Source organism: Rhodovulum tesquicola (assembly GCF_024128855.1).
Taxonomy (GTDB): Bacteria; Pseudomonadota; Alphaproteobacteria; order Rhodobacterales; family Rhodobacteraceae; genus Rhodovulum; species Rhodovulum tesquicola.
This window is the reverse complement of the sequence record NZ_JAMYDV010000006.1, coordinates 63,235-90,173: the sequence shown is the minus strand read 5'-3', so window position 1 is coordinate 90,173 and position 26,939 is coordinate 63,235. Positions and strand designations below refer to the sequence as shown.

Here is a 26,939-nt window from a genome sequence, read left to right as displayed (position 1 = left end):
GGCGCCTCAGAGCGTCAGGAAATAATCGTCATGGGCGCGCCAATAGGCCACCAGATCCGCAGCCCGCGCCCGCTTCAGGCCCAGGGTTTCCATCGCGTAAAGATCGGCGGATATCAGACCGGCGACACGAAATCCATGCTGCGCGGCGGTGCGTGCGGGGCTACCCTCGGAAAAGATCGCCTCGACCTGTGCCGAGGCATTGACCAGCGCGAAGACGATCGCCAGCGGCGGTGTCGCGGGCCAGCGCCCGGCCGCCTCGCGGGCGAAGCTGCGCCAGCCATCGGGGCTGGACAACAGCGTTTCCAGCGCGAATTCCGTCAGACCATCGGGATCGGCCTCAGGCCCCGATGTCGCGTCGCGCGTCTCCTCGGCGGCGATCGGCTGAGTCATAGGCATCTCTTTACCCCTGGGGCGAGCGACAGCCGCCCGCCCAACTATAACTGAACATAATATGGGGCGCGAGACCGAACCACCCTGGCCACCTCGCCCCGTTGGCGCAGCATAGGCGGACGCGCGGGACCGGGCAAGACGTTCGGGACCGATGGGCGGTCTTTCCCGAATGGCGCTGGCCGCTGCGCGCGCGCATCCCTCTTGCATCGGGAAATCCGATGGTCCATATATTCAAGAAATTGCATGTGATGATCGCATGCGGGTTTCCGGTAGCCTGCGCTGCCGGACCAAGCCTATGAACGGGATGGCGGCCCGCAGCGGACGACCGCAAGGCCCGGAAAGGACGGACCAGATGAAGAAGGCCCTGTTTTTCATGCTCGCGCTCGGGATGGCCCTGCCGGTCGCGGCGCGCGAACTGGTGCTTGAGCCGGTCGAGATCACCGAATGGAAGGCCGTCCATGGCCAGGTCGAGACCCGCGACCGGGTGCCCGCCCGCGCGCGGATCGGCGGCACGCTGGTCGAACTCAAGGTGACCGAGGGCGACCGGGTCGAGGCGGGCCAGGAAATCGCGCGGGTCGAGGATGACAAGCTGACATTCCAGCTGCGCGCCATCGACGCGCAACTGACCGCGCTGCGAACCCAGCTTCAGACCGCCACGACCGATCTGGACCGGGGCGAGGCGCTGCGCGAGCGGGGCGTCATCACCCAGCAGCGGCTGGACCAGTTGCGCACCCAGGTCGACATCCTTCAGGGCCAGATCGGCACCGCCGAGGCCGAACGCCGGGTGATCGAGCAGCAGGTGGCCGAAGGTGCGGTGCTCTCGCCCGATGCGGGCGTGGTTCTGGCGGTGCCGCAGTCCTTGGGGTCGGTGATGACGCCGGGCGAGACGGTGGCCGCGATCGGCGGCGGCGGCGTCTTCCTGCGGCTTGCCGTGCCCGAACGCCACGCCACCGCGCTGGCCGAGGGCGACGCGATCGCGCTGGGCGCGGGCGTGGGGCTGGACGGACAGACCGGGCGGCTGGCCAAGATCTATCCCCAGATCGAGGGCGGCCGCGTGATCGCGGATGTCGAGGTCGAGGGGCTGGATGGCCGCTTCGTCGGCCGCCGCGTGCCGGTGCGCCTGCCCGTGGGCACGCGCGCCGCGCTTCTGGTGCCGCCCGGGGCGGTCAGCCGGGCGGGCGGGCTGGATTTCGTGACCGTGGCAGGGCAGGCGGGGGCAGGGCCGGTGCGCCGGGCCGTCGTGCCGGGCGAGATCGTCACCCATGACGGCGCCGAATGGCGCGAAATCCTGAGCGGGCTTGTCCCCGGCGAGACCGTGGTGACCGGCCATGACTGACGCGCCGAAATCCCCCGACGCGCCCCGCGGCCCGAAACTGGGCATCGCGGGCCAGTTGACGCGTGGCTTCATCTCCTCGCCGCTGACGCCGCTTCTGCTGCTGGCGGCGCTGGCCGTGGGGCTGATCGCCCTGATGAGCCTGCCGCGCGAGGAAGAGCCGCAGATCTCGGTCCCGCTGGTGGACATCCATGTCCGCGCCGACGGGTTGAAGGCCGCCGATGCCGTCAAGCTGGTGACCGAACCGCTTGAGACCATCGTCAAGGGCATAGACGAGGTCGAGCATGTCTATTCCGAAACTCGCGACGACCAGGTGATGCTGACCGCCCGCTTCGAGGTGGGCCTCAGCCAGGACACCGCGATCCTGCGGGTGCGCGACAAGATCCTCGCCAATCTCGACCGCATCCCGGTCGGCATCCCCGAACCGATGGTGGTGGGCCGCGGCATCAACGATGTGGCCATCGTCTCGCTGACCTTCGCCCCCGTTGCCGGTCAGGACGCGATCACCCCGGCCGACCTGACCCGCATCGCCCGCGAGGTCGAGGTCGAACTGGCCAAGGTCACGGATGTCGGCCTGACCTATCTGGTCGGCGCCACCGACGAGGCGTTGCGCGTCGCGCCCGACCCCGAGAAACTGGCGCTTTACGGCATCACGCTGCAACAGCTTGCCGCCAAGGTGCAGGGCGCCAATGCCGCAGCCCCCGCAGGGATGGTGCGCGCGGGCGGCGACCAGCTTGGCCTCGTGATCGGCCGCACGCTGTCCACGCCCGAGGAAATCGGCAATCTGGAACTGACCGCCCGCGACGGGCGCACCGTCTATGTCCGCGACGTGGCGGCCATCGGCCTTGCCCAGGATCTGGACGAGCAACACGTCGCCACGCTCAGCCGGGACGCGAGCGGCGAGATCACCCGCCGCCCGGCGGTAACGCTGGCGCTGGCCAAGCGCGCAGGCGCCAATGCCGTGGTCGTGGCCGAGGCGATCCTTGGGCGCGTGCAGCAGATGGAGGGCGGGCTGATCCCCGACTCGGTCGCGGTCGAGATCACCCGCGACTATGGCGCGACCGCGCAGGACAAGGCCAACACGCTGCTGGCCAAGCTGTTCATCGCGACGATGTCGATCATCCTGCTGACGCTTCTGGCCATCGGCTGGCGCGAGGCGATCGTGGTGGCCATCGTCATTCCGGTGACGATCCTTCTCACGCTCTTTGCGGCCTATTTCATGGGCTACACGCTGAACCGCGTGTCGCTCTTCGCGCTGATCTTCTCCATCGGCATCCTGGTCGATGACGCCATCGTGGTGATCGAGAACATCGCGCGCCACTGGGCGATGCGCGACGATGGCCGCAGCCGGTTGCAACGCGCCATCGACGGCGTGGCCGAGGTCGGCAACCCCACCATCATCGCCACGCTGACCGTTGTTGCCGCCCTGCTGCCGATGCTGTTCGTCTCGGGGCTGATGGGCCCCTACATGAGCCCGATCCCGGCGGTGGCCTCGGCGGCGATGATCTTCTCCTTCTTCGTGGCGGTGATGATCACGCCCTGGCTGATGATGAAGGTCGCGGGCCGCGCGCCGATCCACGCCCATGGCGGCCATGGCCATCCCGGCGGCCGTCTGGGTCGGCTTTACGCCGCCACCGTCCGCCCGATCCTTGCGCGCAAATGGATCTCCCTCGCCTTCCTGCTGGCGGTGGCGGTGGTCTCCTTCGGCTCGATGGGCGCGCTTTACACCAAGGATGTCACCGTCAAGCTGCTGCCCTTCGACAACAAGTCGGAACTCGCCGTGGTGATCGACCTGCCCGAGGGGGCGTCTGTCGAGGCAACGGATGCCGTGGCGCAGGCCGTGGCCCAAGTGGCGCTGGACATGCCCGAAACGCTGAGCGTGCAGACCTATGCGGGCACCGCGCAGCCCTTCAACTTCAACGGGCTGGTGCGCCACTACTTCCTGCGCCAAAGCCCGCATCTGGGCGATGTGCAGCTGAACCTGACGGGCAAGGACGACCGCGACCGCACCAGCCACGAGATCGCGCTGGATCTGCGCACCCGGCTTGCGGCACTCGACCTGCCCGGGGGCACGGTCCTCAAGGTGGTCGAACCGCCCCCCGGCCCCCCGGTGATCGCGACGCTTCTGGCCGAGATCTACGGCCCCGACGGCGAAACCCGCCGGGCGGTCGCGACCAAGGTGCGCGAGGTATTCGAGGAAATCCCCTTCATCGTCGATGTCGATGACAGTTTCGGCACCCCGCCGCGCCGCATCCGGGCCGAGCTCGACCCCGCCGATCTGGCCTTCTTCAACGTGCAGGAGGCCGACGCGCTGGAAACCCTGCGCCTGCTGCATGGCGACAGGGTGGTGGGCTATTCCCATCGCGGCGAGGGGCGGGTGCCGATCCCCATCGTGGTCGGCCGCGACCGGGCGGGCCGGGTGATGGACGAACGCGCGCTGGCCACGCCCGTGCCCGCCAACGCGCTGCCCGGCGGGCGGGGCGTGGTGGAACTGGGCGATGTGGTGCGACTGTCCGAGGAACGCGCCTCGCACCCGATCTTCCGCCATAATGGCCGCTATGCCGAGATGGTCACCGCAGAGCTTGCGGGCGAATTCGAGGCGCCGCTTTACGGCATGCTCGCGGTGCAGCAACGGCTGGACGAAATCGACTGGGGCGATCTGCCGAAACCCGCGATCAGCCTTTACGGCCAGCCCCTGTCCGAGGACGACACCGTCCTGCTGTGGGATGGCGAATGGGAAGTGACCTATGTCACCTTCCGCGACATGGGCGCCGCCTTCGGCGTGGCGCTGGTGGGGATCTACATCCTTGTCGTGGCGCAGTTCGGCTCGTTCAAGCTGCCGCTGGTGGTGCTGACGCCGGTGCCCCTGACCTTTCTCGGGATCATGCTCGGGCACTGGCTGTTCTCGGCGCCCTTCACCGCGACCTCGATGATCGGCTTCATCGCGCTTGCGGGCATCATCGTGCGCAACTCGATCCTGCTGGTCGATTTCATCCGCCATTCCGGCGGCCCGGTCACGGTCGAGACGCTGGTCGAGGCGGGCGCCACGCGGTTCAAGCCGATCCTTCTGACCGCGCTGGCCGCGATGATCGGCGCGACGGTGATCCTGGCCGATCCGATCTTCCAGGGGCTGGCGCTGTCGCTTCTGTTCGGTCTGGCCTCCTCCACCGCGCTGACGGTGCTGGTGATCCCGGCGATCTACCGCATCTTCCGCACCTGATCCCGCTGGCGGCGGGCCTCAGACCGAGACCGCCGCCACCAGCCGTTCCTTCGGCAATTCTGCCTTGCTGCCCGCGACGGTCACGGCGCCGCGTTCCATCACATAGAAGCGGTCGGCCAGCCCATAGGCGAACTCGAAATACTGTTCGACCAGCACGATCGCCATGCGGCCCTGATCGCGCAGATATTCGATCACCCGGCCGATCTGCTGGATGATGTTGGGCTGGATGCCCTCGGTCGGCTCGTCCAGCAACAGCAGCTTGGGCTTGGTGATCATCGCCCGCGCGATGGCAAGCTGTTGCTGTTGCCCGCCCGACAGATCGCCGCCGCGCCGGTGCGCCATGTCCTTGAGCACCGGGAACAGTTCATAGATCTCGTCCGGCACGAAACGTTCGGCCCGCGGCAGGCAGGCAAAGCCGGTTTCCAGGTTCTCGCGCACGGTCAGCAGGGGAAAGATCATCCGCCCCTGCGGCACATAGCCCACGCCCAGATGCGCCATCGCCTGCGCCGTCACCCGGCCCACCGGCTTGCCGTCCAGTTCCATCGTCCCGGCCGAGCGCAGATGCGTCCCCGAGATCGCCTTGAGCAGGCTGGTCTTGCCCACGCCATTGGTGCCCATGACACAGGTCACCTCGCCCGCCCGCGCCTCCAGGTCGATCCCGTACAGGATCTGCGAGCCGCCGTAATGCAGGGTCAGCCCTTGGGTTTTCAACATTTCTCAGCGCCCCAGATAGACATCGATCACCTGCTGGTTCTTCGTCACGAAATCCAGGCTCCCCTCGGCCAGAACCGAGCCCTCGTGCAGCACCGTCACCCGGCAATCCAGCCGCCGGACGAATTCCATGTCATGTTCCACCACGATCACCGCGCGCGTCCTGGCCGCCTGTTTCAACAGGTCGGTGGTATGCTCGCGCTCGGCCAGCGTCATGCCCGCGGCGGGTTCGTCGACCAGCAACAGCCGCGGCTCCTGCGCCAGCAGCATGCCGATTTCCAGCCATTGCTTCTGGCCGTGGCTCAACTCGCCCGCCTTGCGCCCGATCTGGTCGGCCAGCCCGATCTCCTCGGCCAGTTCGCCCACCCGCGCCCGGTCTTCCGCCGTCTCGCGGTAGAACAGCACCTTCCACGGCGCGCGGTCCTTCTTCAGCGCCATCAGCAGGTTGTCGAAGACCGACTGGTCCTCGAACACGGTGGGGCGCTGGAACTTGCGCCCGATGCCCGCCTGCGCGATCTGGCTTTCGTTCATCTTCAGCAGCGACCGGCTCATCTCGCCCCACAGCACATCGCCCTCGTCGGGCCGGGTCTTTCCGGTGACGATATCCATGAAGGTCGTCTTGCCCGCCCCGTTCGGCCCGATGATCGCGCGCAGCTCGGCCGGGCCGATCTCGAAGGACAGGTTGTTGATCGCCTTGAACCCGTCGAAACTGACCGAGACGCCCGAGACTTCCAGAAGCGTGCTCATCGCTCGGCCTCCTTCTCGCGCAGGGCGCCGGGATCGGGGCCCAGGTCGGCGCCATGGCGGTCGGGCGCGCGGCGTCCCGCGACCAGATCGAACAGCCCGCCGATCCCCTTTGGCGCGAACAGCGTGACCAGCACGAAACTCAGCCCCAGCAGCACCTGCCACCAATCCACCCAGCTGATCGTGTAGAAGCCCAGCGGCAGATCGGGTACCCGCCCGCCGGTGAACCATGTGGACAGAAGCGACACCAGCGCCGCCCCGATCACCGCCCCGTAAAGTCGCCCGCGCCCGCCGATCGCCACCCAGACCGCCAGGTAGATCGAGGCGATGGGCGCGATTTCCTTGGGATTGATGATGCCCGCCTGCGGATAGTAAAGCGCGCCTGCAATCCCCGCGATCACGGCCGTCAGGGTAAAGACGAACAGCTTGTAGCCCTCGACCGAATAGCCCAGGAACCGCACCCGCGCCTCGTCATCGCGGATGCCGCGGATCACGCTGCCGAACTTGCCCGACACGACGAAGGCCGCGATCACATAGCCCAGCCCCAATGCGGCGGCCGAGGCCCAGAGAAACCAGACCGAGATCACCGATTGCGGCACGCCCTCGGCGCCGGGGATGTTCTGCAGCCCCGACAGCCCGTTATTGCCGCGCAGGCCGCTGTCGTTCTGGAACAGGTACAGCGCCAGTGCCAGCGTCATCGCCTGTGTCAGGATCGAAAGGTAAACCCCCGTCACGCGCGAGCGGAACGCGAGCCAGCCGAAGACCAGCGCCAGCAGTCCCGGCACCAGCACCACCAGCGCCATTTGCAGCGGCAGCGAATGGGCAAAGACCCAGATCGCCGGAAAGTCGGAACTGCCCACGACGCCGAAGATCTGGTTGGCGATGGCGCTGCGCAGCTCGTCGGGGGTCGGCGGGATCTCGGCATTGGAAAGCGAGGCCGCGACGATGCCCTCGGTGCGTGCATACATCAGCCACATGCCGATCATGTAGCCGCCCAGCCCGAAAAAGGCGAAATGGCCCAGCGACAGGATGCCCGCATAGCCCCAGACCAGATCCATCGCGATGGCGACAAGGCACAGGCACAGCGTCTTGCCCAGCGTCTTGACGAAACTGGTCGAGATCAGCCCGATCCCCATGCCTTCGCTCAGAACCGAAACGCCCAGCGTGAACAGCCCCAGGCAGGCGAGGAAGACCAGCACCGAGGGGTTCTTCGCGACAAAGCTCTGTCTCATGCGGCGGCTCCCCTTGCACGGGCAGGATCTGGGTATTTGGACCAAGAAGAAGGCACGGGCATTTCCTCAATCCCCCGCGGCGCGGCCCTTCAGGGCGATGATCCCCCGCGGCCGGAACTGGATGAACAGGATGATGAACAGGATCATGTAGGTCTGCGCGGCCAGCGTGTTGGAGGGGTTGAACCACTCGATCCCCTTTTGCAGGAAGCCGATCAGCGTGGCGCCCAGCAGCGTGCCCCAGATATTGCCGACGCCGCCCACGACCACCGTCATGAAGCTTTGCACGATGTAGTCCTGGCCGAGTTCGGACGTTACCTTGGCATAGAGCCCGATGGCCACGCCCGCCACACCCGCGATGCCCGAGCCCAGCCCGAAGGTCAGCATGTTGATCCGGTCGGGATTGATCCCCATGGACGCCGCCATGCGCGGGTTCTGCGTGACCGCGCGCACCTCCAGCCCTAGACGGGTGCGGCGCATGATGAACAGGAACAGGCCGAGGAACATCAGCGCAAGGACGAAGATCGCGATGCGGATATAGCTGATCGAGACGACATCGTTGATGACCAGCGACCCGTCCAGCCAGGCGGGCGAGGTCAGCGGGCGGGCCTGCGTGCCGAAGATGTTCTTCGCCAGTTGCTGCAACGCGATGGAAATGCCGAAGGTCGCCAGCAGCGTTTCCAGCGGCCGGTTGTAGAGCCAGCGGATCACCAGCCGTTCCATCGCCACGCCCGCGCCGAAGGTGATGGCAAAGGCCAGCGGCAGCGCGACAAGGATCGAGATCGTGTAGTCGGGGATGAATTGCTGGACGACATAGCCGGTATAGGCGCCCATCATGATGAACTCGCCATGGGCCATGTTGATGACGCGCATCACGCCGAAGGTGATCGCCAGCCCGATGGCCGCCAGGAAATAGATCGAGGCCAGCGACAGCGCGTCCAGCGCCAGATCGGCCATCTGGTTGCCCCCGACCATCAGCGCGATGGCGGAAAGCGCCGCGCTTGCGGCCTCGGTCACGCGCGGATCGGCTTCGGCATAGCGATCGTAGAAGCTGTGCGCGGCAAGGGCCGCGTCGATCCCGGCCTCGGTGACATGGGCGGGCACCAGCCCCGCCGCGGCCAGCCCGGCATAGGCCCGCTCGCGCGCGGCATCGCTGTTCAGCTCGGCCACCGGCACGCCGCCCACCCGGCCGCCTTCGACATGGGCGGCAAGGGCCGCGCGGATCCCGGGCCGGCCGATCCGGGGCGGGGCCAGCCCGGCCTCGACCAGAATGGCATAGGCCGCCTCGCGCGGCAGCGCCTCGCTGCCGGGGCTCAGGCGGCGCGCGATGTTCTCGCCCGCGGGCGGTTCGCCCGGCGCTACCGCACGGGTGGTCGCGACCAGCGGGTTCAGCGCGGCGCGCACATCGACGCCGATATCGCCCGCAAAGCCTTCGATGGCGGCGATCCGTGCATCCGGGTCCGGGTCGAAGGAAATCGTCAGCAGCCGCTCCAGACGCGCCTTGCGCGCCTTCAGCCGCGGGTCGGGCTCGTCCTCCAGCACCGCGCGCAGGGCGTCCAGATGCCCGGCCTCGGACCGCCGCGCGATGGCGTCCAGCGCCGCTGCGCGCACGGCCGGATTCGGGTCGGTCAGCTGGAACTGCACCAGCGCGCCCGCCAGCACGGCGCGGATGCCGCTATTGGGCCGGATCTGGATCACCTCGTCGCGGGTGGCGCTGCCCGCCGCTTCGCCGGTGGCCGGGTCGGTCAGGCGATAGCCGCCCTCGGCCGGCTCGGCCAGGAAGAACAGACCGTCCGCCTTGCGCAGCCACAGCTCGCGCGCCTGCCATTTCTCGAGGATCAGACGCGCTTCGGGCAGGCCGCTGTCACGCAGCGCCTCGATCGCCGGGCCGATGCCGCGGCGCGCGCCCTGCTCGATGGCCGCGCGATGCTCTTGCAGCAGGCTCTGCAAGGGCGTGGCAGCCGGGCCATCGGCGGCGATGTCCTGTGCCCCGGCGGTGGCGACGAGACACAGGAAGGTGAGGGCGGCAAGAAGGATGCGCATGGCGGTCAGCCTGTCGGGAAAGGGGGGCGGCATCCCGCCCCCCGGTCACGTCAATAGTTCGACTTGATCTGCACGCAGGACTGGGTCTCGGTGTTGTACATGCCGCAGCCCAGGTCCTTCCAGTCCGAGGTCAGCACCGCCGATTCCGGCAGGAAATCGGTCCAGGCATCGCCCGGCACCTCTTCGGTCTGGCTGATGATGTCGAACTGCCCGTCGGCCAGGATCTCGCCGATCAGCACGGGTTTGGACAGGTGATGGTTGGTGCCCATCACGGCCATGCCGCCCGTCAGGTTGGGGAATTCCTGTCCCCACATCGCCTCGCGCACGGCATCGACATCGGTGGTCCCGGCCTGTTCGACCGCGTTCACCCACATGTTGAAGCCGATGTAATGGGCTTCCATCGGGTCATTGGTCACGCGGTTGGTGTCGCCGATGAAGGCATGCCAGGCTTCGATGAAGGTGGCGTTCTCGGACGTGTCGGCGGACATGAAGTAGTTCCAGGCCGCCAGATGCCCCACCAGGTTCGAGGTGTCGAGGCCCGAAAGCTCCTCCTCGCCCACCGAGAAGGCGACCACCGGAATGTCGTCGGCCGAAACGCCCTTGGCCGCCAGTTCCTTGTAGAAGCCGATATTGGCGTCGCCATTGATCGTCGAGATCACGCCCACCTTCTTGCCGTCCGCGCCCAGCGCGATCACGTCCGAGACGATCTTGGACCAGTCGGAATGGCCGAAGGGGGTGTAGTTCACGAAGATGTCCGACTCGGCGATGCCCTTGGATTTCAGATAGGATTCCAGGATGTTGTTCGTCGTGCGCGGATAGACATAGTCGGTGCCGAGCAGGGCGAATTTCTCGACGCCCAGTTCCTCGAGGAAATAGTCGGTCGCCGGGATCGCCTGCTGGTTCGGCGCGGCGCCGGTGTAGAACACGTTTTTCGAGCTTTCCTCGCCCTCATACTGCACCGGGTAGAACAGCAGCCCGTTCAGTTCCTCGATCACCGGCAGGACCGACTTGCGGCTGACCGACGTCCAGCAGCCGAACATCACGTCCACATTCGACACGGTCAGCAATTCGCGCGCCTTCTCCGCGAAAAGCGGCCAGTCCGAGGCCGGATCGACCACGACCGCCTCAAGCTGCTTGCCCAGCACGCCGCCCTTCTTGTTCTGCTCGTCGATGAGCATCAGCATGGTGTCCTTCAGCGTGGTCTCGGAAATCGCCATCGTGCCCGACAGCGAATGCAGCACGCCCACCTTGATCGTGTCCTGTGCCCAGGCCGGCAGGCTCAGCGCCGAAAAGGCGACGGCACCGGCAAGAAACGTCTTGATCTTCTTCATGGATTCCCTCCGCGCGGGGCGTTTGCGGCTGGCCTGCGCGCATGGCGCGCAACACCCTCCCCAGGCCCCGCAGCTTTTTCATTGCACCCGTGCGCCGACCCCGCCGATGTCCCGGTTCGCGAGGTCGCCGCACACCCCCCCCGATCCACGGATGACGTCGTGACGGGCGCCCCAAGGCTTTTCTGCGCTGCGGCAGGCGCGCAATCGCAAGGGACGTGGCGGCGATCCGATTTCCGGCTTCGTCGGGATATTTGCACAACAAACGAACAAAAATCCCCAAAAGCGCACAATAGTACGGCGAAAAGCTGCGCTTCCCGCTTCGTTTCCGGCGAAAACCTGTGCAGTCCGCCGCGATCTGCGGAACAAGAAGCCAAGGTGAAGGCGGTCCGGGGGGCAATCAGATTACCTGTCTTGCGACGGAAAGGGCGGCGATGACGGCCTGCGCGCAGCCGCGGGCGCAGGGCCTTGTCCGGCTCTCGGCCAAGCCCGGCTTGCATGGCACGGCCATCGCAGGGCTGCGCCAGAGCGGGGCGTTCAAGGCGCTGTTCCCGCGCCCGCGGGATGGCGCGCTGGATGCGATCCTCGTGAACACCGCGGGCGGGATCACCGGCGGCGACCGCTTCGAGGCCGATCTTCAGGCGCAGCCGGGCAGCCATCTGCGGGTGACGACACAGGCCGCCGAACGCGCCTATCGCGCCCAGCCCGGCGAACGCGGCCGCGTGACCAACCGGCTGAACGTTGCCGCGGGCGCCCGGCTGGACTGGCTGCCGCAGGAGACGATCCTGTTCGACAGCGCGGCGCTTGACCGGCGGCTGGTGGCCGACCTGGCCCCCGGCGCCCGGCTTCTGCTGGTCGAACCGCTGGTCTTCGGCCGCGCCGCGATGGGCGAGGTGCTGCGCGCCGTCTCGTTCCGCGACCGGATCGAGATCCGCCGCGCGGGCGTGCCCCTTTATCTCGACGCCCTGCGCTTCGAGGGCGATCTGGCCGACCATCTGGCCCGGCCCGCCGTGGCGGGCGGCGCGGGGGCAATGGCCAGCCTGATCCTTGTCGCCCCCGAGGCCGAGGCGCATCTGGCGCCCCTGCGCGCCTTGATGCCCGCCACCGGCGGGGTTAGCCTGATCGGCGCCGACCTGCTGGCCCTGCGCCTGCTGGCCCCCGACAGTTTCGCCCTGCGCCGGGTGCTGGTGCCGGTGCTCGGGCACCTGACCGACGATGCGCTGCCAAGATCATGGATGACCTGACATGCAACTGACCCCCCGCGAGAAGGACAAGCTTCTGATCGCCATGGCCGCCGAGGTGGCCCGCAAGCGGCTGGCCCGCGGCGTCAAGCTGAACCATCCCGAGGCGATCGCGCTGATCACCGATGCCGTGGTCGAGGGCGCCCGCGACGGCCGCTCCGTCGCCGACATGATGGAGGCGGGCGCGCAGGTCATCACCCGCGCGCAATGCATGGACGGCGTGCCCGAGATGATCCACGAGGTCCAGGTCGAGGCCACCTTCCCCGACGGCACGAAACTCGTCACCGTCCACAACCCGATCCGCTAGCCCCATGGTCCTTGTCGCCTTCATCCTGTCCTCCATGCTGATCGGCTGGGTCGTGCCCCAGCTTCTGGTCCGGCGCCTGCCGGGGCGGCTGGCCGTGCCCGTGGCGATCCTCGCGGCGCTGCTGCTGGGGGCGGGGGCGGTCTGGCTGGGCGCGCAGGGGTTCGACCTGCTCGGCGTCGAGGAGGCCGAAACCGCCTTCGCCCGCGGCTTCAACGCGTGGAAGATCATGCTGCTGGTGGCGCCCGCCTCGGCGCTTCAGGCCCGGCGCGAGCTGCGCAAGGAGGCCCTATGACCCCGCCCGCATCCCCGTCCGGCCCGGCGCCGGTCCCGATCCGTCTTGCCATTCCAGGAGGTCCGCCCATGAAACGCCTTGCCCTCGCCCTCGCGCCCGCGCTGCTGGCCGCCAGCCCCGCGCTGGCCCATCTCGACCCGGTCGCGCATGGATCCTTCGCGGCGGGCTTCACCCATCCGGTCTTCGGGCTCGACCACATCCTTGCCATGGTGGCCGTCGGCCTCTGGGCGGTGACGCTGGGCGGGCGCGCGCTCGTGGCGCTGCCCGCCGCGTTCGTCGGCGCGATGACGCTGGGATTTGCGCTGGCGCTGGTGGGTCTGCCGCTGCCGATGGTCGAGCCGATGATCCTGGCCTCCGTGCTGGTGCTGGGCGTGCTGGTTGCTCTTGCCGTCCGGCTGCCGCTCGCCGCAGGCGCGGCGGTGGTCGGCGCGCTTGCGCTGTTCCACGGCCACGCCCATGGCGCGGAAATGGGCGGGGCGACTGCGCTGGCCTATCTGGGCGGCTTCGCGCTGGCCACCGCGCTCCTGCACGGGGCGGGCGTTCTGGCGGGCTGGGCGATGGCCCGGTTCGGCGGCGCGATCCTCGCCCGCGCCTCCGGCGCCCTTGTCGCCGGGGCCGGGGCGGTTCTGGTCCTTGCAGGCTGAGGAAATCCCCATGATCCCCGGAGAGCTTTTCCCCGCGACCGGCACCCTGACCTTGAACGCCGACCGCGAGGCCATCACCTTGATGGTGGCGAATACCGGCGACCGCCCGGTGCAGGTCGGCAGCCATTACCATTTCGCCGAGACGAACCCGGCGCTCGATTTCGACCGGGCGGCGGCGCGCGGCAGGCGGCTGGACATCGCCGCGGGCACCGCCGTCCGCTTCGAGCCCGGGCAGAAACGCGAGGTCGCGCTGATCCCCATCGCCGGGGCCCGCAGGGTCTTCGGCTTCAACGGGCAGGTCATGGGCGATCTCTGATCCGTCCCGACCCAAGGAGGACATGCCATGACATGCAACCCGACCCGGCCCAGCCCCTTCCAGATGGCGGCGAACCCGTTCCTGCTCTCCAACTGGATGGTGGAACAGCAGTTTCAGGCGTTCCGGATGATGACCGACATCCTGATCCGGACCAACCCCTGGTTCATGCTGCTGCGTGCGCGCGGCATCGACCCGCTGACCGCCGACGGGGCGCTGGGCGAGGGCGACGCGCCCACCGATATCGACCTCGAAGCCGGCGGCGCCGAGGCCGAGGCGCGCGCCGATCCGCCGGCCCCGCCCCCGGCCGAGACATCCGCGCCCCCGGCCGCCGTGGCAAGGATCACGCCCGCCGCCCCGGCCAAGGCCAAGCCCGCCCGTCCCCGCGCCGCCGCATCCCCGCGCAAGCCCGCAACCGGCGCGGACCCGTCGCGCAGCCGGGCCCGTCGCCAGCCCGCGCCCCCGCCCCGCCTGCCCGTCGAACCCGGCGGACCCGAGGGGGGCGGCGAATGACCGACCCTTGCCCGCCTGACCCGGAGTTGCGCCGATGATCCCCTTTGCCTTCCGGGTCAGCGCCACGCCCGGCGCGATGATAGAGTTCTGGCGCGTCGGCTGGCAGATGGCGCTGATGGCGCAAGAGGCGCAGATGGTCATCGCGATGCGCATGCTGGGCATGGGTGGGCTCTGGGCGACCACGCCGCAGGAGACCACGCGCATGTTCACCGAGAAGGCCGCGGCCTTCACCCGCGCCGCGATGCAGGGCGGGCAGGCGGCCGCGCGCGGGGCCTCGCCTGCCGGGATCGCCGCAGAGATGGTGCGCCCGATCCGCCGCCGCACCCGATCCAATGTCACGCGGCTCGCCAGGCGCGGGCCGAAAAACCCGCTCGGGAGACCCTAGATGCCCAGAGAAATCGCCCGCGCCGATTACGCCGCGATGTTCGGCCCCACCACCGGCGACCGGCTGCGCCTTGCCGATACCGACCTCATCATCGAGGTGGAACGCGACCTGACCACCTATGGCGAAGAGGTCAAGTTCGGCGGCGGCAAGGTGATCCGCGACGGCATGGGCCAGTCCCAGGCCACCCGGGCCGAGGGCGCGGTCGATACCGTCATCACCAACGCGCTGATCCTGGACCATACCGGCATCTACAAGGCCGATGTCGGGCTGAAGGACGGGCGCATCGCGAAAATCGGCAAGGCGGGCAACCCCGACACCCAGCCCGGCGTCGACATCATCGTCGGCCCCGGCACCGAGGCGATTGCAGGCGAGGGGAAAATCCTCACGGCGGGCGGCTTCGACAGCCATATCCACTACATCTGCCCCCAGCAGATCGAGGATGCGCTGCATTCGGGCCTGACGACCATGCTGGGCGGCGGCACCGGCCCCGCGCATGGCACGCTGGCCACCACCTGCACGCCGGGGCCGTGGCATATCGGGCGGATGTTGCAGGCCGCCGATGCCTTCCCGATGAACCTGGCCTTCGCGGGCAAGGGCAACGCCTCGCTGCCGGGCGCGCTGGTCGAACAGGTCAAGGCGGGCGCCTGCGCGCTGAAGCTGCACGAGGATTGGGGCACGACGCCGGCCGCCATCGACTGCTGCCTGTCCGTGGCCGACGACATGGACGTACAGGTGATGATCCATACCGACACGCTGAACGAAAGCGGCTTCGTGGAGCATACCGTCGCGGCGATGAAGGGCCGCACGATCCACGCCTTCCACACCGAAGGGGCAGGGGGCGGTCACGCGCCCGACATCATCCGCATCTGCGGCGAGGAGTTCGTGCTGCCCTCCTCCACGAACCCGACGCGGCCCTTCACCGTGAACACGCTGGAAGAGCATCTCGACATGCTCATGGTCTGCCACCATCTCGACAAGTCGATCCCCGAGGATGTGGCCTTCGCCGAAAGCCGCATCCGGCGCGAGACCATCGCGGCCGAGGACATCCTGCACGACATGGGCGCGTTTTCGATCATCGCATCCGACAGCCAGGCGATGGGTCGGGTGGGCGAGGTCATCATCCGCACATGGCAGACCGCCCACAAGATGAAGCTCCAGCGCGGCCGACTGGCCGAGGAAACCGGCGAGAACGACAATTTCCGCGTCCGCCGCTATGTCGCGAAATACACGATCAACCCCGCCATCGCGCATGGCATCGCGCATGAGATCGGCTCGATCGAGGTGGGCAAGCGCGCCGATCTGGTGCTGTGGCACCCGGCCTTCTTCGGGGTGAAACCGGAAATGGTGCTGATCGGCGGCACCATCGCCTGCGCCCAGATGGGCGATCCCAACGCCTCGATCCCGACGCCGCAGCCGGTCTATACCCGGCCCATGTTCGGCGCCTATGGCCGGTCGCTGGAAAATTCCGCCGTCATCTTCGTGTCCGAGGCCGCCCAGGCCGAGGGCATTCGTGGGAAACTGGGTCTGGCCAAGCAGACGCTCGCGGTCCGGAACACCCGCACCATCGGCAAGCGCGACCTGATCCTGAACGACGCCACCCCGCAGATCGAGGTGAACCCCGAAACCTACGAGGTGCGCGCCGATGGCGAGCTGCTGACCTGCCAGCCCGCCGAGGTGCTGCCGATGGCGCAGCGATACTTCCTGTTCTGAGGGAAAAATGGAACAGATGCACAAATTTGCTGCAATGCAGCATGCGGGTGGCGGGAATGTCCAGTCGGCATTGGGCAGGGCGCCCCGTGAACCCTATGTTGACCATCAAGGGGGGAAACTTCTTGTGACATACGATGAGGTTTCCGATGGCGACGCCTTTCATGACGGTGAAATATGTGCCCGCGGGCATGTCCGAACGGCTGGACCTGTTCTTCGCGGGGCTGGGGCAGGGCTTCAACGCCTATACCCTGCGCCGCGCGCGGATGCGCGAGATCCACAATCTCAACGCCTGCACCGACGCCCAGCTTGCCAGGCTCGGCATCACGCGCGAGGGGATTCCCGACTACGTCTTCCGCGACATCTTTTCCTGAGCCCCATTCGGGCCGGAGTCCGGGCATGAGCGCGCTGCCCGTGGCCCGCGAGTTGCGCCTGAACGTGGACGGGCGCGCGGACGATTGCGTGACGCTCGGCTATGATGCGCGCTTCCTGCGCCGCAAGCGGCTGGTCAGCGATGGCGGGCTGGCCTTCCTTGTCGATCTGGCAAAGACCACGTCGCTGAACGAGGGCGACGTTCTGGTGCTGGATGACGGGCTGACGGTCAAGATCCGCGCCGCCGACGAACCGCTCTACGAAGTGACCGGCCCGGACCTGGTGCGCATCGCCTGGCATGTCGGCAACCGCCACACCCCCTGCCAGATCGACCCCGGCCGTCTGGTGATCCAGCGCGACCATGTCATCCGCGACATGCTGGAACGCCTCGGCGCCGAGATCATCGAGATCGAGGAACCCTTCCTGCCCGAAGGCGGCGCCTATGGTCATGGCCGGACCCATGCCCACAGCCACGGGCATGACCATTCTCATGACCACGGGCTCCACCACCACGGTCACGACCATGACCACCATCACGACCACCCGCATGACCATGGCCACCACCACGGGCATGACCACGGCCATGGCCACTGACGCCCAGATCCTGAAACTGGTGCAATGGCTTTCCCCCGCCTATCCGGTGGGGGCCTTCGCCTATTCCCACGGGCTGGAATGGGCGGTCCAGTCGGGTGCGGTCACGGATGCCGCCAGCTTGCGCGACTGGCTCGCCGACCTGCTGGACCACGGCGCCGGGCGGACCGATTCGATCCTGCTGGCCGCCGCCCACAACGCCCCCGATGCCGCCGCGCTGGCGATGATCGACGCGACTGCCCGCGCCTTCCAGCCCTCGGCCGAACGGCTTGTGGAAACCACGGCGCAGGGGGCCGCCTTCGCCCAGATCACGGCCGCCATATGGCCCGCCGATCTGCCCGGTTACACCTACCCCGTGGCGCTGGGCCGCGCCGCGCGGCTGCATGACCTGCCGCTGGTGCTGACCGCGCGGATGTATCTGCACGCCTTCACCTCGAACCTCGTCTCGGCCGGGATCCGGCTGATCCCCATCGGCCAGACCGAGGGCCAGACCGTGCTGACCGCCCTGACGCCGCTTTGCGCCGAGGTGGCCGAGGCGGCGACCGCCCTGACGCTCGACGATCTTGCCAGCACCGCCTTTCTGGCCGACATCGCATCCATGAACCACGAAACCCAGTATTCGAGGCTGTTTCGCACATGACTTCCCCCAACGGACCCTTGCGCATCGGCATCGGCGGCCCCGTGGGCGCCGGCAAGACCACGCTGACCGCGGCGCTGGCCCGCGCGCTGGCCCCCCGCTTTTCGGTCGCGGTCGTGACCAACGACATCTACACGCAAGAGGATGCCGAGGCGCTGACGCGCATGCAGGTGCTGCCCGCCGAACGCATCAGGGGCGTGGAAACCGGCGGCTGCCCGCATACCGCGATCCGCGAGGATGCCTCGATCAACCTCGCCGCCATCGCGGATCTGACCGCCCGCTTCCCCGATCTTGAGGTGGTCCTGATCGAGTCGGGCGGCGACAACCTGTCGGCCACCTTCAGCCCGGAACTGGCCGATCTCACCGTCTATGTGATCGACGTCGCCGCTGGCGAGGAAATCCCGCGCAAGGGCGGGCCCGCGATCACGAAATCCGATCTGCTCATCATCAACAAGACCGACCTCGCCCCCCATGTCGGCGCCGATCTTGCGGTGATGGAGCGGGATGCGCGGCGGATGCGCGGGCAGGGCCGGTTCATCTTCGCCGCGCTGCGCCATGGCCAGGGCGTGGACGAGATCGTGCAGCATCTCTGCCTGATCGGCGGTCTGGCCGAAACCGCCTGACCCCCGCTCAGCCCCCGCGCTGGCCCGCCCGGCGCAGGGCCACCATCTCGGCCAGGATCGACAGCGCGATTTCCTCTGGCGTGATCGCGCCCAGATCCAGCCCCGCGGGCGCGCGCAGGTTCGCGAACGCCTCCGGCGCCACCCCCGCCGCGGTCAGCCTGTCGCGCAGCGCCGCGGTCTTGGCCCGGCTGCCGACAAAGGCCAGATAGGCCGACGGCACCGACAGCGCCGCGCGCAGCGCCGCCTCGTCCCCCTTGCCCTGCGTCGCCACGACGACATAGCGCGCGCCAGTGGGGGCCACCTCCAGCGCATAGCCCTCGATCCGCCGGTCCGGCGCGGCAAAGGCGGCCTGTTCCTCGGCGGGCGCGCAGGCGGTGACCGAAAAACCCATGCGCGGCGCCAGATCGGCCAGCGCGACCGCCACCGGCGCGGCGCCGCAGATCACGCATTCGGGGGCGGGCATCACGGCCTCCACGAAAATGTCCATCATGCCCCGGCTCGGGCACATGTTGCGGGCAAAGCGGATGCCGTCGCGCGTCTCTCCCGGGCTCAGCCCGCCTTCCGCCAGCGCCGCCTCGGGCTGGACCGAGATCAGCCGCGGCGCGCCGTCCGCCAGCGCCTCGCGGGCGGCCCGGATCACCGCGCCCCGCGCGCAGCCCCCGCCGATCCAGCCCGCCAGCACCGTGCCATCGGGCAGGATCACCGCCTTGGCGCCCGCCTTGGCCGCGGTGGCGCGCACCGTGCGCACCACGGTCGCCACCGCAAAGGCGGTCCCTGCGCGTTTCAGTTCCGCGATGCGGTCGAGGATGTCGTCCTGTCTCATCGGTTTCATAGCCGCGCAAGCTCCGGTTCCAGCGCGGCCAGCGCCGCAAGCGTGTTGGCCGCCGCGAAATGGTCCAGATGGGGCAGGGCGGCCGCCATCCCGCGCGCGACGGGTGCGTAGTCCCGCCAGCCCAGCAGCGGGTTCAGCCAGACGATCCGGCAGCCGCGCTTCCTCAGCCGCGCGAGTTCCGCGCCGATCATCCCCGGCGGGTCGGTGTCATAGCCGTCCGACAGCACGATCACCACCGACCGCCCGTTGACCCGCGCCTTGGCATGGCCCCGGTTGAACGCCGCCAGCGCCCCCCCGATCCGCGTCCCCCCGCCAAAGCCCTGCGCCATCAGGCTCAGCCGGTTGACCGCGCGCAACGGGTCTGGATCGCGCAGCGCGTCGGTGATCCGCACCAGCCTTGTGTGGAACAGATAGCCATCCGCCGTCAGGTCCGCCCCGATCAGCCCCTTGAGAAAGGACAGGAAAACGCGGGCATAAACCGTCATCGAGCCCGAAACGTCGCACAGCGCAACGACATTGGCGGGCCGGTCGGGCCGGGTGCGGCGGAACAGCCGCAGCGGCTCGCCCCCCGTCGCGACCGAGGCCCGCAGCGTGCGGCGCAAATCCAGCCGCGCCCCCCGCCGGTCGGCCCTGAACCGGCGCGCGCGGCGGTCGCGGATCGCCTGCGCGATGCGCCGCGCGGTGGCTTCGGCCTCCGCGATATCCTCGGGGCTGACCAGCTCGCGCAGATCGGTGCGGTCCAGCCGCGCCACGCGTGCGCCCACCAGCCGCCCCTCGCCCGACTGGTCCGCCGCGCCCTCGCTCCCTTCGGGCCGGTCGGCCTGTCCCCGCCCCAAAGCCGACAGCGCCTCGGTGACAAAGGGCGACCGGCGCCGGGGTTCTGCCGTTTTCCCCGGCCCCGCGCCCGTCCGCTCCCGCCCGCGGTTCAGCCAATAGGCCGCGAAGAGGCCGTCGAAGCGGTCGGCCTCATCCCGCGTGCCTGCGCAGACCGCCTTCAGCGCCAGCCGCAATTGCCCCGGATCGGTCGGATCGACCCGCGCCGCCGCCGCCAGCGCCGTCGCGGTCTCGTTCACCCCCAGGGCCAGCCCGTTGAGCCGCAGATGCGCCATGAACCCCGCCATCCGCTCGGCCGGCCCGGTCGCGCGGGCGGGAAAGCGCGTGACCCCGCTCATGCCGCCCGCCCCGCCAGCCGCTGCGCCACCTCGCTCGGCACCCGCGCCCGGTCGGCCTGCGTCTTCAGCAGCGTGACCAGGGCCGCCTGAAGCGTCCCCGGATCGTCGGTCAGGTCCGCCACCCCCAGCCCCGAAACGGCCGCGGCGAAATCCAGCGTCTCGGCCACGCCCGGCACCTTGTCCAGATCCTCGCGCCTGAGCGCCTGCACGAAGCCCACGATCTGCGCCGCCAGCCGCGGCTCCAGCCCCGGATGGCGCTTTTCCAGGATCGCCAGTTCCGTCGCCGGGTCGGGATACTCGACATAGGCATAGATGCAGCGCCGCCTCAGCGCGTCCGACAGGTCGCGCGTGCCGTTCGAGGTCAGGATCACATGCGGCCGCGCGGTCGCGTGGATGGTGCCCAGCTCGGGGATCGAGATCGTGAAATCCGACAGGATTTCCAGCAGATAGGCTTCGAACTCCTCATCCGCGCGATCAATCTCGTCGATCAGCAGGACAGGCGGCACCGCCTGCCGGATCGCCTGCAACAGCGGCCGTTCCAGCAGGTAGTCCTCGGAAAATATGCGCGCCTCAAGCCCCGGCCCCGCCGCGCCGCTTTCGCCCGCGGCCCGGATCGCCAGCAATTGCCGCTGATAGTTCCACTCGTAGATCGCGTGGCTGGCATCCAGCCCCTCATAGCATTGCAGCCGGATCAGCGGGGCCGATTTCAGCGCCGCCAGCACCTTGGCCACCTCGGTCTTGCCGACCCCCGCCGCGCCTTCCAGCAGCAGCGGCCGTTCCAGTTCCAGCGCAAGGTACAGCGCCATGACCAGCTCGTCCGAGGCGACATAGCCCGCCCCGAAAAGCTGCGCCTGCAACGCCGCGGCCCCGCCGGTCATTGGCCCGCGTTCTTTTCCAGCCAGGCGCGCATCTGCGCGATCTCCTCCTCCTGCGCGGCGATGATCCCTTCGGCCAGCGCCCGGATCTCGGGGTTCTCGCCGAATTCCAGCACCACGCGCGCCATGTCGATGGCGCCCTGATGGTGGGGGATCATGCCGCGGATGAAGTCGATATCGGCATCCCCCGTAAAGGGGATCTCCATCTCCGCATGCATCCGGTCGTTCGCCGCGCGATAGGCGGCGGTCGAGGGGCTGTCCCCCCCGGCCGCGCCATGCTGGTGATGGGCGTGCTGCGCCAGCGCCGGGGCGGCGGCAAGCATGGCCGCCAGAAGAACCGCGCGCCTCATCCGTGCAGCCCCAGATCGCGCGCCGTCCGCCAGATCCGCCAATGGTCATGCGGCATGTGGGTCTGGGTCAGACCGAAGGCGCGGAACGCGTCGTGCACGGCATTGGAAAACGCGGGAACCCCTCCGACATTCGGGCTTTCGCCCACGCCCTTGGCCCCGATCGGGTGATGCGGGCTGGGGGTTTCGGTCCAGTCGGTCTGGTAATTGGGCGTCTCCCACGCGGTCGGCAGGAAGAAGTCCATCAGCGTGCCGGTCCGCACATTGCCCATGTCGTCATAGGCGATCTCCTGGCCCATGGCGATCGCCAGCGCCTCGGTCAGCCCGCCATGGACCTGCCCTTCGATGATCATCGGGTTGATCCGCGTGCCGCAATCGTCCAGCGCGTAGAACTGGCGCACCTGCCATTCGCCCGTGTCCACGTCGATCTCCATCACGCAGATATAGGCGCCGAAGGGGTAGGTCATGTTGGGCGGGTCGTAATAGCTGACCGCCTCGAGCCCGGGTTCGAGCCCCGGGATCGCCTGGTTGTAGGCGGCATAGGCGATCTCGGCCATGGTCTTGAACCGCTCGGGCGCGCCCTTGACGGCAAAGCGGTCCACGTCCCATTCCAGATCGTCGTCGTGGACTTCCAGCAGGTAGGCCGCGATCATCTGCGCCTTGGCCCGGATCTTGCGCCCCGCCATCGCGGTCGCCGCCCCCGCCACGGGAGTCGAGCGCGACCCGTAGGTGCCAAGCCCATAGGGCGCGGTATCGGTGTCGCCCTCCTCGATTGTGATCTTGTCCGCCGGGATGCCGGTCTCGCTGGCGAGGATCTGCGCGAATGTCGTCGCATGCCCCTGGCCCTGGCTGATCGTGCCGAGCCGCGCGATGGCGCTGCCCGTGGGATGGATGCGGATCTCGCAGGAATCGAACATCCCCATGCCCAGGATGTCGCAATTCTTCACCGGCCCCGCCCCCACGATTTCCGTGAAATGCGTCAGCCCGATGCCCAGCAGCTTGCGGGTCTCGCCGCGCCGGAACGCCTCGACCCGCTCGGCCTGTTCGCGGCGCAGCCCTTCGTAATCCACCGCCTTCAGCGCCTTGTCCCAGGCGGTGTGATAATCGCCCGAGTCGTATTCCCAGCCCAGCGCCGAGATATAGGGGAACTGGTCCTTGCGGATGAAGTTGATGCGCCGCAACTCGGCCGCATCCATGCCCAGCCTGATCGCGAGGATCTCGATCATCCGCTCGATGAAATAGGCCGCCTCGGTCACGCGGAACGAACAGCGATAGGCCACGCCGCCGGGCGCCTTGTTGGTATAGACGCCATCGACCGCGCAATAGGCCACGGGAATGTCGTAGCTGCCGGTGCAGATGTGGAAGAACCCGGCGGGAAACTTGGTCGGATCCGCGCAGGCATCGAACGCCCCGTGATCGGCGGTGACATGGGCATGGAGCCCCGTGATCCGCCCGTCCCTCGTGGCCCCGATCCGGCCCTTCATCCAGTAGTCCCGGGCAAAGGCCGTGGCCATCAGGTTCTCCATCCGGTCCTCGACCCATTTCACCGGCTTGCCGGTGACGATGGTCGCCACGATGGAGCAGACATAGCCGGGATAAACCCCCACCTTGTTGCCGAAGCCCCCGCCGATATCGGGGCTGACCACGCGGATGTTGTGCTCGTCGATGCCCGACAGCAGCGAGGCCACCGTGCGCACCACATGCGGCGCCTGGAAGGTGCCCCAGACCGTCAGCTTGCCGTTGACCTTGTCCATCGACGCCACGCAGCCGCAGGTTTCCAGCGGGCAGGGATGGGTGCGGTGGTAATAGATCGTCTCCTCGGCGATCACCTCGGATCCGTCGATCGCCGCCGTCGCACCCTCGGCATCGCCCTGTTCCCAGGTGAAGATATGGTTGTGATGCCGCCGCGGCCCATGCGCGCCCTCGGTCACGCCCGCCAGATCCTCGCGCAGCACCGGCGCATCCGGTTCCTGCGCCTTGAACGGGTCGACGACCACGGGCAGGTCCTCGTAATCCACCTCGACCAGTTCCACCGCGTCCGCCGCGATATAACGGTCGGTGGCGACGACAAAGGCGACCTCCTGCCCCTGGAACAGCACCTTGCCATCGGCCAGCACCATCTGCTTGTCGCCCGCGAGCGTCGGCATCCAGTGCAGGCCCAGCGGCTCCAGATCCTTCGCGGTCAGCACCGCCACCACGCCCGGCAGGGCCAGCGCGGCCGAGGCGTCGATGGATTTCACGCGGGCATGGGCATAGGGCGAGCGGACGAAATCGCCGAACAGCATGCCGGGCAGCTTGATGTCGTCGACATAATTGCCCTTGCCCTGCGTGAAGCGCGCGTCCTCGACGCGCTTGCGGGCGCAGCCCAGCCCCTTGAGGTTCGCGCGGCGTTCCGCGCTGTCGGGAAGGTCCTTCATTCCGCGGCCTCCTTGACACTGTTCAACTCATGCGCGGCGGCCAGCACCGCCTTGACGATGTTCTGATAGCCGGTGCAGCGGCAGAGGTTCCCGGCCATGCCGAAGCGCACCTCCTCCTCGGTCGGCGACGGATTCTCCTGCAACAGCCGCCAGGCGCGGGTAATCATCCCCGGCGTGCAGAAGCCGCATTGCAGCCCGTGATGCTCGCGGAACATCTCCTGCAAGACATGCAGGCTGTCGGGCGTGCCGATCCCCTCGATGGTGGTGATCTCGGCCCCCTGCGCCTGCGCGGCAAAGACCGTGCAGGCCTTGACCGATTTGCCGTCCATGTCGACGGTGCAGGCGCCGCAATGGCTGGTCTCGCAGCCGATATGCGGGCCGGTGATACCCAGCCGCTCGCGCAGCACATGGATCAGCAATTCGCGCGGTTCGGCCAGCGTCTCGACCGCCTCGCCATTCACCGTCAGTTTCAGATGCATCTTGTCGGACATCCTTCCCTCCCTCAGGCCCGCGACCAGGCGCGGGCAATGGCGCGGGTCAGGATCACGCCCGCGACATGGCGCTTGAACTCCACGGGTCCGCGATTGTCCTCGACCGGGTCGATATCGCCCTGCATGGCGGCGACCGCGGCGGCGACCGCGTCTGCCGCGCAGTCCGTGCTGACCAGTGCCTCGCCGGCCGCCGCGCTGAAGACCGGCACATCCGCCACATTGGTCATCGCGACCGAGGCCGAGACGACGCGGCCGCCCTCGGCCCCGATCAGCACGGCGGCCGCGGCGGTCGCGTAATCGCCGATCTTTCGCTTCTGCTTTTCATAGGCGAACCCGCGGGCCGGGCGGTCAAAGCCGACCGCGGTCAGGATCTCCTCCTCCTCTCGCGCGGTGACATAGGGCGCCTCGTAGAAGCCGCGCGCCGCGACCTCACGCACCCCCTCCGGCCCCTCCAGCGTGAAGGTCGCATCCAGGCACAGCATCAGCGCGGGCAGGTCGTTGCCCGGATCGCCATTCGCCACATTGCCGCCGACGGTGCCCAGATTGCGCACCTGCGGATCGGCGATCTGGCGCGCGGCCTCGGCCAGGATCGGCGCGGCCTCGGCCAGCCCGGCATGGGCGATCATCTCGGATTGCGTGACCATCGCCCCGATCCGGATCCGCTCGCCCGCCTCGATCCCGCGCAACGCGGCGATGCCCTGCAGGTCCACCAGATGCGCAGGCGCGGCCATGCGCAGCTTCATCATCGGGATCAGGCTGTGCCCGCCCGCAACCACGCGCGCCTCGTCACCATGCTGCTGCAACAGCCCCACCGCCGCCGCGACAGAGTCCGGCCGGTGATAGTCGAATCTCGCTGGGATCATCTCCCGCTCCTCCCTTGTCGAACGCGCCCCCGCTCATGCAGCGGCGGGGTGTCACGTCTGGCCGAAGGGTAGGGGGCAGGCCCCGGGCGGCGACAGGGTGTCGCACCGCCCGCCGGGGCATTTTCACGAATTGCGAAATGGCTGCACCAGGTGCGATCAAAGCCCCAGCGCCGCGCGCAGCGCCTGCACCCGCGAGCGGCTGACCGGAACCCGGTCCAGATCGGCCAGCCCCTCGAACCGGCAGATGCCATTATCCTTCAGCCGCTCGAAGGCGGCGACATGGGCGGTATTGACCAGATAGCTGCGATGCACGCGAAAGAACCCGGCCCCGGCAAGCCGCCTTTCCGCCTCGCTGATCAACCAGGGGCAGAAGACCCGGCCAAGGGGCGCATAGGCGATGGTGTAATGCCCCTCGGCCCGGATCGCGGCCACCTCGGCGGCGGGCAGGAAATAGGTCACCCCCTCGCGCTCATAGGGCAGGCGGGGGCCGGTGGCGGGCGGCGGCGCGGGCTCGGCCGGGGCCGGCGCGTCCGGACCAGGGGTCGCCGCCAGAAACGACGCCCCCGACAGCAGGAACGCCCCCGAAATGACGAAGGCCGTCACCAGCACGATCAGCGCCAGATGCGCGTTGTCGATGGCCGGACCCGCCGCCGCACCGGCCACCGCCCGGGCAAAGCCGGTCCAGTGCATCGCCGCGAAATGCACGATCGCCACCGACAGCCCGAAGATCGCCGTCGCGCCCAGGATGTTCGCCGCCCGCCGCTGCCCATAGGCCACCCGGATCGCCAGAACCCCCAGCCCCACCGCCAGCCCGCCCGCCACCGCAAAGCCGAGGGGCCGGTAGACCGGCGCGCAGCCCTCGATGGCGGACAGCCCGGTGTAGTGCATCGCCACGATCCCCAGGCCCAGCACCGCTCCCGCCAGCCCCATGCGCGGCCCCGTGCGCCGCCCGAAATGCATCAGGATCAGCGCCAGCCCCGCCAGCAGGATCGCGATCAGCACCGAGGCCACCGTGGGCAGCGCCCGGTAATGGACCGCCACCTCGAAACGCATCGCCAGCATGGCCACGAAATGCATCGTCCAGATGCCGCCGCCCAGCGCCACCGCCGCCATCGCGATGCGCAGATGGCGCACGCCTTCGGACACGCCCGACAGCCCGCGGGTCAGCGCAAGCCCGGTGAACGCGGCCATCATCGAGATGAGCACGGAGGCGGCGATCAGCCTGTAATCATACCCGTAAACCAGCATGCGGCAGAGCCGCGCCTCCCCTCGCGGTCCGGGGGCAAGTATCCCGCCCGCCGGGCCTGCGGTCAACCGCC

The 26,939-nt window shown here is 68.6% G+C and carries 28 protein-coding genes; 14 read left to right on the top strand and 14 right to left on the bottom strand.

Translation table 11 applies throughout. The annotated features are described in order from the left end of the window. Positions 1 to 6: 6 nt before the first annotated feature. Positions 7 to 390, bottom strand: coding sequence for a hypothetical protein (locus tag NHN26_RS07605; protein WP_253088897.1), 384 nt, complete (start codon positions 388 to 390; stop codon positions 7 to 9). 352 nt (positions 391 to 742) lie between these two features. Here NHN26_RS07605 and NHN26_RS07600 point away from each other — a divergent pair, with 352 nt between their 5' ends. Then, positions 743 to 1,726, top strand: a complete 984-nt coding sequence (locus NHN26_RS07600; protein ID WP_253088896.1) for an efflux RND transporter periplasmic adaptor subunit — start codon at positions 743 to 745, stop codon at positions 1,724 to 1,726. After that, a complete protein-coding gene (locus NHN26_RS07595) occupies positions 1,719 to 4,943 on the top strand; it encodes an efflux RND transporter permease subunit (protein ID WP_253088895.1) in 3,225 nt (1,074 codons plus the stop codon). Before NHN26_RS07600 ends, NHN26_RS07595 begins: the two co-directional genes overlap by 8 nt. A gap of 18 nt (positions 4,944 to 4,961) precedes the next feature. Here the strand turns inward: NHN26_RS07595 and urtE are convergent, their stop codons facing one another. From urtE to urtA, 5 genes are all read right to left on the bottom strand, one after another. After that, the gene (gene urtE, locus NHN26_RS07590) at positions 4,962 to 5,657 is read right to left on the bottom strand and encodes an urea ABC transporter ATP-binding subunit UrtE (protein WP_253088894.1); all 696 of its coding nucleotides are present in this window, start codon (positions 5,655 to 5,657) and stop codon (positions 4,962 to 4,964) included. 3 nt (positions 5,658 to 5,660) lie between these two features. Next, positions 5,661 to 6,401, bottom strand: coding sequence for an urea ABC transporter ATP-binding protein UrtD (gene urtD, locus NHN26_RS07585; RefSeq protein WP_253088893.1), 741 nt, complete (start codon positions 6,399 to 6,401; stop codon positions 5,661 to 5,663). Continuing rightward, positions 6,398 to 7,630 carry an urea ABC transporter permease subunit UrtC gene (urtC, locus tag NHN26_RS07580; RefSeq protein WP_253088892.1) on the bottom strand — a complete coding sequence of 411 codons (1,233 nt, stop codon included), beginning with the start codon at positions 7,628 to 7,630 and terminating at the stop codon, positions 6,398 to 6,400. The genes urtD and urtC overlap by 4 nt, the downstream gene beginning before the upstream one ends. Positions 7,631 to 7,696: 66 nt before the next feature. Further along, on the bottom strand, positions 7,697 to 9,670 hold the full coding sequence (urtB, locus tag NHN26_RS07575) for an urea ABC transporter permease subunit UrtB (protein ID WP_435594183.1): 1,974 nt from the start codon (positions 9,668 to 9,670) through the stop codon (positions 7,697 to 7,699). A 50-nt stretch (positions 9,671 to 9,720) separates the two neighbouring features. After that, complete coding sequence (gene urtA, locus NHN26_RS07570; protein ID WP_132694016.1) at positions 9,721 to 11,001, bottom strand: urea ABC transporter substrate-binding protein; 1,281 nt, start codon at positions 10,999 to 11,001, stop codon at positions 9,721 to 9,723. Between the two features lie 431 nt (positions 11,002 to 11,432). Here urtA and NHN26_RS07565 point away from each other — a divergent pair, with 431 nt between their 5' ends. From NHN26_RS07565 to ureG, 12 genes are all read left to right on the top strand, one after another. Continuing rightward, the gene (locus NHN26_RS07565; RefSeq protein WP_253088890.1) at positions 11,433 to 12,242 is read left to right on the top strand and encodes an urease accessory protein UreD; all 810 of its coding nucleotides are present in this window, start codon (positions 11,433 to 11,435) and stop codon (positions 12,240 to 12,242) included. Between the two features lies 1 nt (position 12,243). Next, positions 12,244 to 12,546 carry an urease subunit gamma gene (locus NHN26_RS07560; protein WP_253088889.1) on the top strand — a complete coding sequence of 101 codons (303 nt, stop codon included), beginning with the start codon at positions 12,244 to 12,246 and terminating at the stop codon, positions 12,544 to 12,546. A 4-nt stretch (positions 12,547 to 12,550) separates the two neighbouring features. Next, on the top strand, positions 12,551 to 12,838 hold the full coding sequence (locus NHN26_RS07555) for a hypothetical protein (protein ID WP_253088888.1): 288 nt from the start codon (positions 12,551 to 12,553) through the stop codon (positions 12,836 to 12,838). Positions 12,839 to 12,906: 68 nt separating this feature from the next. Continuing rightward, positions 12,907 to 13,482, top strand: a complete 576-nt coding sequence (locus NHN26_RS07550) for a HupE/UreJ family protein (protein WP_253088887.1) — start codon at positions 12,907 to 12,909, stop codon at positions 13,480 to 13,482. 10 nt (positions 13,483 to 13,492) lie between these two features. Next, complete coding sequence (locus tag NHN26_RS07545; protein ID WP_132694011.1) at positions 13,493 to 13,798, top strand: urease subunit beta; 306 nt, start codon at positions 13,493 to 13,495, stop codon at positions 13,796 to 13,798. Positions 13,799 to 13,825: 27 nt separating this feature from the next. Next, complete coding sequence (locus NHN26_RS07540) at positions 13,826 to 14,308, top strand: hypothetical protein (protein WP_253088886.1); 483 nt, start codon at positions 13,826 to 13,828, stop codon at positions 14,306 to 14,308. Between the two features lie 34 nt (positions 14,309 to 14,342). Beyond that, positions 14,343 to 14,693 carry an antifreeze protein gene (locus NHN26_RS07535; RefSeq protein WP_132694009.1) on the top strand — a complete coding sequence of 117 codons (351 nt, stop codon included), beginning with the start codon at positions 14,343 to 14,345 and terminating at the stop codon, positions 14,691 to 14,693. Beyond that, the gene (gene ureC, locus NHN26_RS07530; RefSeq protein WP_253088885.1) at positions 14,694 to 16,403 is read left to right on the top strand and encodes an urease subunit alpha; all 1,710 of its coding nucleotides are present in this window, start codon (positions 14,694 to 14,696) and stop codon (positions 16,401 to 16,403) included. It abuts the gene before it with no gap. 146 nt (positions 16,404 to 16,549) lie between these two features. Continuing rightward, on the top strand, positions 16,550 to 16,774 hold the full coding sequence (locus tag NHN26_RS07525; RefSeq protein WP_253088884.1) for a hypothetical protein: 225 nt from the start codon (positions 16,550 to 16,552) through the stop codon (positions 16,772 to 16,774). A 25-nt stretch (positions 16,775 to 16,799) separates the two neighbouring features. Further along, positions 16,800 to 17,366, top strand: coding sequence for an urease accessory protein UreE (locus tag NHN26_RS07520; protein ID WP_253088883.1), 567 nt, complete (start codon positions 16,800 to 16,802; stop codon positions 17,364 to 17,366). After that, positions 17,356 to 18,003 carry an urease accessory protein UreF gene (locus NHN26_RS07515; protein ID WP_253088963.1) on the top strand — a complete coding sequence of 216 codons (648 nt, stop codon included), beginning with the start codon at positions 17,356 to 17,358 and terminating at the stop codon, positions 18,001 to 18,003. Before NHN26_RS07520 ends, NHN26_RS07515 begins: the two co-directional genes overlap by 11 nt. Then, positions 18,000 to 18,623 carry an urease accessory protein UreG gene (ureG, locus tag NHN26_RS07510; RefSeq protein ID WP_253088882.1) on the top strand — a complete coding sequence of 208 codons (624 nt, stop codon included), beginning with the start codon at positions 18,000 to 18,002 and terminating at the stop codon, positions 18,621 to 18,623. The genes NHN26_RS07515 and ureG overlap by 4 nt, the downstream gene beginning before the upstream one ends. Positions 18,624 to 18,630: 7 nt before the next feature. Here ureG and NHN26_RS07505 read toward each other — a convergent pair whose 3' ends face one another. The 8 genes from NHN26_RS07505 to NHN26_RS07470 form a co-directional block, all read right to left on the bottom strand. Continuing rightward, complete coding sequence (locus NHN26_RS07505; protein ID WP_253088881.1) at positions 18,631 to 19,446, bottom strand: XdhC family protein; 816 nt, start codon at positions 19,444 to 19,446, stop codon at positions 18,631 to 18,633. 5 nt (positions 19,447 to 19,451) lie between these two features. Next, on the bottom strand, positions 19,452 to 20,627 hold the full coding sequence (locus tag NHN26_RS07500) for a vWA domain-containing protein (protein WP_253088880.1): 1,176 nt from the start codon (positions 20,625 to 20,627) through the stop codon (positions 19,452 to 19,454). Next, a complete protein-coding gene (locus NHN26_RS07495; RefSeq protein ID WP_253088879.1) occupies positions 20,624 to 21,505 on the bottom strand; it encodes an AAA family ATPase in 882 nt (293 codons plus the stop codon). The genes NHN26_RS07500 and NHN26_RS07495 overlap by 4 nt, the downstream gene beginning before the upstream one ends. Next, entirely contained in the window at positions 21,502 to 21,852 is a 351-nt protein-coding gene (gene copM, locus NHN26_RS07490) for a CopM family metallochaperone (RefSeq protein ID WP_253088878.1), read from the bottom strand. Before copM ends, NHN26_RS07495 begins: the two co-directional genes overlap by 4 nt. After that, the gene (locus tag NHN26_RS07485; RefSeq protein ID WP_253088877.1) at positions 21,849 to 24,266 is read right to left on the bottom strand and encodes an aerobic carbon-monoxide dehydrogenase large subunit; all 2,418 of its coding nucleotides are present in this window, start codon (positions 24,264 to 24,266) and stop codon (positions 21,849 to 21,851) included. Before NHN26_RS07485 ends, copM begins: the two co-directional genes overlap by 4 nt. Further along, a complete protein-coding gene (locus tag NHN26_RS07480; protein ID WP_253088876.1) occupies positions 24,263 to 24,757 on the bottom strand; it encodes a (2Fe-2S)-binding protein in 495 nt (164 codons plus the stop codon). Before NHN26_RS07480 ends, NHN26_RS07485 begins: the two co-directional genes overlap by 4 nt. Before the next feature lie 11 nt (positions 24,758 to 24,768). Further along, the gene (locus NHN26_RS07475; protein WP_253088875.1) at positions 24,769 to 25,620 is read right to left on the bottom strand and encodes an FAD binding domain-containing protein; all 852 of its coding nucleotides are present in this window, start codon (positions 25,618 to 25,620) and stop codon (positions 24,769 to 24,771) included. Positions 25,621 to 25,776: 156 nt separating this feature from the next. After that, positions 25,777 to 26,868 (bottom strand): MHYT domain-containing protein, encoded by a 1,092-nt coding sequence (locus NHN26_RS07470; RefSeq protein WP_253088874.1) that lies wholly within the window; start codon positions 26,866 to 26,868, stop codon positions 25,777 to 25,779. Between the last annotated feature and the right edge of the window lie 71 nt (positions 26,869 to 26,939).